This window comes from Microcoleus sp. S13_C3, from assembly GCF_036700905.1.
Taxonomy (GTDB): Bacteria; Cyanobacteriota; Cyanobacteriia; order Cyanobacteriales; family Microcoleaceae; genus Microcoleus.
The window spans coordinates 1-7,442 of sequence record NZ_JAUBPT010000142.1; the positions used below are offsets into that span (position 1 = coordinate 1).

The 7,442-nt window shown below is 48.8% G+C and carries 8 protein-coding genes; 4 read left to right on the forward strand and 4 right to left on the reverse strand.

Features of this window, described 5'->3' with window-relative positions; translation table 11 throughout:
* Positions 1-108 precede the first annotated feature (108 nt).
* Entirely contained in the window at positions 109-408 is a 300-nt protein-coding gene (locus QUA16_RS37050) for a MerR family DNA-binding transcriptional regulator (RefSeq protein ID WP_445252208.1), read from the reverse strand.
* Positions 409-539: 131 nt separating this feature from the next.
* On the opposite strand from QUA16_RS37050, the gene QUA16_RS28400 reads away from it, so the two are divergent.
* Positions 540-1,481, forward strand: coding sequence for a M23 family metallopeptidase (locus QUA16_RS28400; RefSeq protein WP_333107609.1), 942 nt, complete (start codon positions 540-542; stop codon positions 1,479-1,481).
* Between the two features lie 208 nt (positions 1,482-1,689).
* Positions 1,690-2,226: a late competence development ComFB family protein gene (locus tag QUA16_RS28405; protein WP_006631395.1), complete on the forward strand. Its 537-nt coding sequence runs from the start codon at positions 1,690-1,692 to the stop codon at positions 2,224-2,226.
* 304 nt (positions 2,227-2,530) lie between these two features.
* On the opposite strand, the gene psb29 is transcribed toward QUA16_RS28405, so the two are convergent.
* Positions 2,531-3,244 carry a photosystem II biogenesis protein Psp29 gene (psb29, locus tag QUA16_RS28410; protein ID WP_333107592.1) on the reverse strand — a complete coding sequence of 238 codons (714 nt, stop codon included), beginning with the start codon at positions 3,242-3,244 and terminating at the stop codon, positions 2,531-2,533.
* 340 nt (positions 3,245-3,584) lie between these two features.
* On the opposite strand from psb29, the gene QUA16_RS28415 reads away from it, so the two are divergent.
* Positions 3,585-4,205, forward strand: coding sequence for a chromophore lyase CpcT/CpeT (locus tag QUA16_RS28415; RefSeq protein ID WP_333107593.1), 621 nt, complete (start codon positions 3,585-3,587; stop codon positions 4,203-4,205).
* Between the two features lie 244 nt (positions 4,206-4,449).
* Here QUA16_RS28415 and QUA16_RS28420 read toward each other — a convergent pair whose 3' ends face one another.
* Entirely contained in the window at positions 4,450-4,812 is a 363-nt protein-coding gene (locus QUA16_RS28420; RefSeq protein ID WP_006631392.1) for an STAS domain-containing protein, read from the reverse strand.
* A gap of 57 nt (positions 4,813-4,869) precedes the next feature.
* Positions 4,870-5,913 carry an oxygen-dependent coproporphyrinogen oxidase gene (hemF, locus tag QUA16_RS28425; RefSeq protein WP_333107594.1) on the reverse strand — a complete coding sequence of 348 codons (1,044 nt, stop codon included), beginning with the start codon at positions 5,911-5,913 and terminating at the stop codon, positions 4,870-4,872.
* A 281-nt stretch (positions 5,914-6,194) separates the two neighbouring features.
* Between hemF and QUA16_RS28430 the strand changes: the two genes are divergently transcribed.
* Positions 6,195-7,265 carry an Mrp/NBP35 family ATP-binding protein gene (locus tag QUA16_RS28430; RefSeq protein ID WP_006631390.1) on the forward strand — a complete coding sequence of 357 codons (1,071 nt, stop codon included), beginning with the start codon at positions 6,195-6,197 and terminating at the stop codon, positions 7,263-7,265.
* Positions 7,266-7,442: the final 177 nt, after the last annotated feature.

Consider the following 7,442-nt stretch of genomic DNA (forward strand, 5'->3'; position numbering starts at 1 on the left):
TTGTTCCATACTTAGAAAGGAGACGACAATTATTTATCAATACACTGTTTGGTTATTTTGTCAATGCGTAAGTCCTAATTTAGTCCGCCCCCAATTTCTGACACCCAATCATCGACTGTTAATCCTCGACAAGGGCAGAAAGCTTCCATTGCCAGCATCTGATTTTTGAGTTCCGGTTTCTGTCCACTGGACGAAACAAGGGCGGTAGACGACCGTTTTTCGGTTGGCTTCTATGGGCTTCAATCCGTTGGCTATCAAGAGATCATCTTCGGTGTAGAACCGATGACCTGACAGGGTGCGCAAGGCTTGCAACTTCCCTGAAACGTCCCAACGTTGGAGTGTTTTTACTGACAATCCCAGCTTTTTTGCGAAAACGCGCGAGCTTAAACAAAATGGTACACCGCATATTTGTCTATAAGTGTATCATTTTGTCTATTTATTCGCTACCTAGGGACTAGCTCTCGAATCATTGCGGATTGGTATAGTTAGTCTACATATTAAAAATATATCAGCGAGACAAAGGTTAAGGACAGCTAGTGATGGTAATGACTGTGAATCGAGACAACTGCGGGCTAAGTACGGAAATAATTACAGGTCGGATTTTGCGGTGGGGGCAGTTGAAAGCAAACAAGCTAACCGCTGGTTCGATCGGGGGAATTGTTGCTGGTATTCTAAGTTTTGCCCTGCCCGTGCAAGCTTTGCAGGTAGTTGTGACGCCGACCAATCCCCAACTGGGAGATACGCTGTCAGTAATGATTCAGGTTGACGGTAACGGCGGGGAAACTCCACAAGTTTCTCTACAGCAAAAAAACTACCCCGCGTTTCCCATCGGCAACGGCCGCTTTCGGGCCCTGCTACCGACGACGCCGCTACAGAAACCCGGTGCCCGCCTTCTTCAAGTCGCAGGTGACGGACAAGTGCAGAAGTTGACCGTGCAAGTGCGCGATCGCAATTTTCCCACCCAATCCATCTGGCTTCCGCCTGGGAAAGACAGCGAAGGTACAGATGCTGAATTCGATCGCGTAGACGCATTTAAAGCACTCGTGACACCCGAAAAATTTTGGGACGGCAAATTGTTGCGCCCTAACTCCGGCGAAATTACCACGATTTACGGGGTGCGACGTTATTATAATGGGGTATTTGCTCAGGACTACTACCACCGCGGCGTTGATTACGCGGGTGCTTACGGTTCCCCTGTAGTCGCACCAGCAGCAGGTCGCGTGTCTCTAGTGGGACGCGAATCCCAAGGGTTCAAAATCCACGGGAACGTCGTTGGTATCGACCACGGTCAGGGGGTAGCAAGTATTTTGATGCACCTCAGCCGGATTGATGTCAAGGAAGGCGATGTCGTGAAAGCTGGTCAAGTAATCGGTGCTCTGGGGTCAACGGGGGCTTCCACAGGCCCTCACTTGCACTGGGGACTTTACGTGCACGGGCAGTCGGTCGATCCTGTACCTTGGCGGCTTCAGGGAGTTGAGTAGGAGTTTTTACAGGTTTTGACGGATAAAGCAGTCAATTATGGGGTAAGTTTGTGGCTGGGGTGTGCAGATAACTGTGATGGGTTATCAGTATTGAGTTAGGATTTATATAAAATTTCTCAACTCAACTCTCAAAACTTGAATCTCAAGACGCTAACAATCGCGTCTTCACAAAACTTTATTGATGATGCCGTTGAGCGGGGACGCATATATGAGTATTGAAAAAATTGTTGAACAGGCTTTGCAGGATGGCTATTTAACGCCGTCTATGGAAGCTGAGGTGGGACGGATCTGCAATACGGCTTCGGAATTGTCGATCGAAGAGTACATGGCTCTCGATCGTCTGATGGGCTCTTTGTTGACTGGCGAAGTTGTGGTTCTGCCACGCAAACAGTTCATCAACGTGATGGAAGAGTTGGTGCTCAGCGATGCGATCGCTAGGGTAGCGGAAATTGAGGCGACGAGCGACCTAAGTCTGGATGTGGGAGATATTGCAGCTTATGCTTTAAATAGGCTGCCACCTCTGTACGCTACGACGGAAGAGGGAGCTCACTTTCAAAGGGCTAGGGCTAAAGAGCAACTTCACGATTTGATTTCCAAAGAAGTCAACGCCGCGATCGCCCGCAACTTGGACAGGCCCGACACCCCAAACCCCACAGCTTTGGGCAAGTCTTCGGGAAACGAAGTTCTTTCACAGCTAAGCACTTGGCTGCAAGCTAACGCCACTAATTTTGAGCCGCAGCCTTAGTACCACCCCAACAGCTCTATTTTAGTTAAGTCGATCCCGCTCAATTCATAAAGCGGGATTTTTAGTTTCTGAGTAACGAACATCTGAAGGCACAAGGCCGGAGCCAGAATTCAAGAAAAACAATTAAAATATAAGATATTTTAATTGTTTTTCTAAAATTAAAAACTCCTTCTTCTTCCTTGTTCCTGACATCCGTTACATCCGTTAGAGAATCCGTTGCCGAACTTCCTTGTTCCTGACATCCATTACATCCGTTACATCCGTTAGAGAATCCGTTGCCGAACTTCCTTCTTCCTTCAAACGATTAATTGCTGCTGTCAGAAGAGTCTGCCGAAGGGCCAGCGGTAACTTTTGTTTCTCGCTTTTCGCGTTTTTTCCGTTCCGCTTGGATGACATCTTGAAGCACTATTCGCGCTTGAGCCATTTTTTCCAAATTGCTGCGGTACAAATCTAAATCTTTGCTAACTTTGTCTTCTGGCAGGTGCAAGGCCGCACTGACTTTGGCGATCGCGTCGTTTCGCGTGTCTTGGTCTTTTACCAAGTTAGGGTCAGCTTTTTCTAATAGCGAGAACAAACCGATCGCGAATAAGCGGCTGTACTTAAATTGAGGGTTGCTGGCGATCGCCCCTAAAGACGCTTGCAAATCCGCTGTATCTTCAAAGCTGGTCGAGCGATCGATCCACGAGAGCAACTCTTGCCCGGAAAGTCTATCTGCCAAGCTTTCCAATCGCTGAGCGTCTTGCTTGTAGCGATCTGGATTGTCTTCTAGGGACTTGCACAAAGCGTTAAAAATCGAAAGTCTGTCTGCTTCTGGGGCGTACCCAAGCATGAATCGGTCAAAAGCTGTCACTACACCCAAAGCATAAATCGGGTCGTATTGAAAATCGGCATTTGCCGAAAGCAAGTGCATTTCTACCATCAACTCTTCCACCACTCGACGGTAAATTGAGTTGATCGGTCGAGTGTGAATCGTATAGAAACTTCGCTTAGTATCTGAAACAGTACGGTTATTGTTCACCTGAGTCTTATAGATAAATAATTTTGCCGTAGCGGGCGTGCCAGCGCGGCGTGAGTAAAGTCGGGGGAGTCAATTCTGCGATCGATCTGACAAAAATTGCCAGTTTTTTTAAGCGTTGCCGCCGGATTGCGAGACAAAATTTTATCAAAAAAATTTTACGCGCGATCGGCAGCAACAATTAATATGTCGCAATAGGAGGGAAAAACCCCAGTATCTTTACAATCATAGCTTAGCTGGGATCGGTCATAAATCTAATCTTCTGACTTGCCCAGCCCAGCTCGCTGGACATATCACAATAAGTGTTTACTGTCAACTCCTCATCGTGAAAAATCAAACAAACATGACAATTTCTCCTGAATTAAGAGCGTTAGCCCAGTACATGGCGGGCGAATTTGACAACCGGGAACAAGCGCTAGCAGAGCCGACGTGGTACGTCCACCTTCGTATGTGGCAAAGACCACTACCCGTTCCTTTATTTTCCGAACCCAGCATTGCCCTGTTTGCCGAACAAGCCAACATTCTGGAATTAGACAAGCCATACCGCCCCCGCATCGTGCAACTGAGGCACTCACAGATAGCGCCAGGACTTATCGAAGCTCAGTATTATATGTTCAACGACATTACAGCCGTCAAAGGAGCCGGTTGCAACCCCGACTTGCTTAGAAAGCTAACGAAGGAGCAAATCCAACTCCTCCCCGGCTGCACCCTGTCGGTTGCGGTGCAAAATTTAGCCTCAGACAGCTATCGATTTCGGGCATCTTTGCCGGAGGGCACTCGCTGCGGCTTTGCCTACGGGGGGCAAAATTACCAAGTAGACTTGGGATTTGAAGCCGCAGGCGAGGAATTTCTCAGCTACGACAAAGGAATAAGCCCCACGACAGGCAAGGCTATCTGGGGAGCTTTAATGGGCCCTTTTAGATTTGTCAAGCGTCAGGATTTTGCTGCTGAGATATTGGTTTGAAGCAAGAAGCAACAAGAAACTAGGAAGAAAGATTTAGCTATCTAGGATAGAAGGCAAGACTTTACCTTGACCTATTCTTCTACTTTAGTGTTTTGGTGAACCTCTCAATCTCTCAAGGAAGGAAGAAAGCATAAGGAAGCTGGCAATAATGTACCTGCTTCCTGTTCTTGTGCAGGGTTCCGGCGCATTTTGTGAGCCTCAAGCTTAAATTGCGCTTACACCGCAAGCGATGCAAGCCGGGTGGTCAACTTGCGCGCGGCACCCCCTCTAGAGCTTCTTCTTCCGTTTCAAAGATTTCAAACACAGAATCCATCATGGTGACTTCAAACACCAGTTTGGCTTCGGGATGAACATTGCAAATGCGGAAACTTCCCTTAACTTTATCCGCATCCCGCATACCTGCTACAAGTGAGGTCAGGCCAGAGCTATCGATAAAGTTAACCTGACCAAGATTCACTACAACATGGCGGCTAAGTTTGGAAATACACTCTTGCAACTTGAGGCGGAATTGCCAAGCTGTAGTGATGTCCAACCGTCCTGTCGGTGCTAAGACGATAACTGTTGTACCGTCTTGAAGCGTGTGGGTTTTTTGATCAATATGAATCACTGACCCTTCCCTCAAATTTATTATCTATCGCGGTGGTTACTGTCCCAGTAGTTTAACTCAGGTCGGTGACTGCTGAGGCATCCAATTCGCCCAATCTTGCGGTTTTAAGAACTTGGAGTAGAGTTCGGCTTCGGGAGAGTTGGGTTCTGGCTCGTAACAATATTCCCAGCGTACCAAAGGTGGCAGGGACATTAAAATCGATTCGGTGCGTCCGTTGGTTTGCAAGCCAAAGGTCGTGCCTCGATCGTACACCAAGTTAAATTCAACGTAACGGCCGCGGCGGTAAAGTTGGAAATTACGCTCGCGCTCGCCGTATTCTTTCGATCGGTGCTTTTCAATTATGGGGGTGTAAGCCGGCAAAAATGCCCGGCCGCAGTCCTGTACAAAGGCGAACAGCGACTCCCAAGTCCTAGGTTCCGGCACCCCAATGTTGTTGCTGCACTCAGCGGCCTTGCCTTTGACATGATGGTCGCGGTAAAGCGCGCCTTGAGCGTTTTGGTAGTCAAAAAACAGACCGCCCACGCCGCGGGTTTCTTGGCGGTGAGGCAGGTAGAAATATTCGTCGCACCATAGTTTAAATGTCGGATAATATCCGGGATGGTGGCGATCGCAAGCTGCTTTCAGAGTTTTGTGAAAATGAGCTGCATCCTCAGCCAACGGGTAATAAGGAGTCAAATCCACACCGCCACCAAACCACCAAATCGGGCCGGCCTCAAAATAGCGGTAATTTAGGTGAACCGTAGGCAAGTAGGGATTGCGGGGGTGCAGCACCATCGAAGTACCCGTTGCATAGAAATCGTGACCTGCAGCTTCTGGGTGCTTTGCCAGAATCAAAGCCGGCAAACTTTCGCCCCATACTTGGGAAAAATTGACTCCCCCTTGTTCAAAAACATTGCCTTCGCGCATGACGCGAGAACGTCCGCCGCCACCTTCTGAGCGTTCCCAAGAATCCTCCTTAAATTTGCCAACGCCATCGAGCTGTTCGAGGGATTGACAAATTTCGTCTTGTAGGGTTTTCATAAATTGGCTGACTCTAGCTCTAGAGTCAGCGGGCGGCAAAAACGGGGAAGTGGCGGTTTTAAGTGTTGTAGAAACTGTCATCCGATTTTAGATTTAAGATTTTAGATTTTAGATTGAAGAATTGCGACCACGGCTCAATGCGGGGATTGTGACCAAATTGCTTTCGGTCGTAGAAATTCTTGCCGAGCGCATTTGAGTTTGAGATTGACCGTGAGTCCCAAATCCAGTCGTCATGTAATTATGCCACCGCAGGTCTGCAAATGATCGCTATGAAGTTACATTAAAAAATAGCAATAAAAATATACTTAAACCTGCGAGCGAAAATTCGCAAACCCAATTGCAGAGCTATGGTGGAGAACACAATGCCCAATACACTCGATGTTAGTTCAGTCTTAGAAATCCTGCGACCTGTGCAAGACCCCGAACTGCAAAAGAGTTTGGTGGAATTGAACATGATTCGTAACATAAAAATTGACGGCGGTGTCGTCAGTTTCACCTTGGTGCTGACAACGCCTGCTTGCCCGCTGCGAGAATTTATTGTCGAAGATTGCCAAAAAGCGGTCAAACAGTTGCCAGGAGTCGAAAAAGTGGCGGTGGAGGTGACAGCCGAGACGCCGCAGCAGAAGGGAGTGGTCGATCGCCAAGGCATTGAAGGCGTTAAAAATATTATCGCAATTTCCAGCGGTAAAGGTGGAGTCGGCAAAAGCACGGTGGCGGTAAATGTGGCAGTAGCGCTGGCGCAAACCGGCGCCAAGGTGGGTTTGCTGGATGCCGATATCTATGGGCCCAATGACCCGACAATGTTGGGTCTGGGGGACGCGAAAGTGATGGTAAGGGACGGGAAAAGCGGGGAAAGCCTCGAACCCGCCTTCAACTACGGCGTCAAATTAGTGTCGATGGCGTTTTTAATTGACAAAGACCAACCCGTGATTTGGCGCGGCCCGATGTTGAACGGGATCATCCGGCAGTTCCTCTATCAGGTGAATTGGGGCGATTTAGACTATTTGATTGTCGATATGCCTCCGGGTACTGGAGACGCACAGTTGACAATGGCGCAGGCTGTGCCGATGGCTGGTGTGGTGATCGTGACGACACCGCAGACTGTGGCATTGTTAGACTCCCGCAAGGGTTTAAAGATGTTCCAGCAGTTGGGAGTGTCGGTGTTGGGAATTGTGGAAAACATGAGCTATTTTGTGCCGCCGGATATGCCCGACAAGCAATACGATATTTTCGGTTCTGGTGGCGGGGAAAAGACTGCTGCTGAGTTGGGAGTGCCGCTGTTAGGGCGCATTCCGCTGGAAATTCCGTTGCGGGAAGGTGGCGATTCGGGGGTGCCGATCGTGGTGGGGCAACCGGGTTCTGCTTCAGCTAGGGAGTTGCGGGCGATCGCGGGCCGCATTGCCGGTAAAGTTTCCGTAGCAGCCTTAGCCTAACTCACATCTTGGATTGTTAATCAGCTTTGGATGGGCGGGCGTCCCGCCCAACCCCTACTCCCCACAAGAAACCTGTTGAGTGTGTAGAACAGGCATCTTGCCTGTTGAGTGTGTAGAACAGGCATCTTGCCTGTTGAGTGTGTAGAACAGGCATCTTGCCTGTTGAGTGTGTAGAAC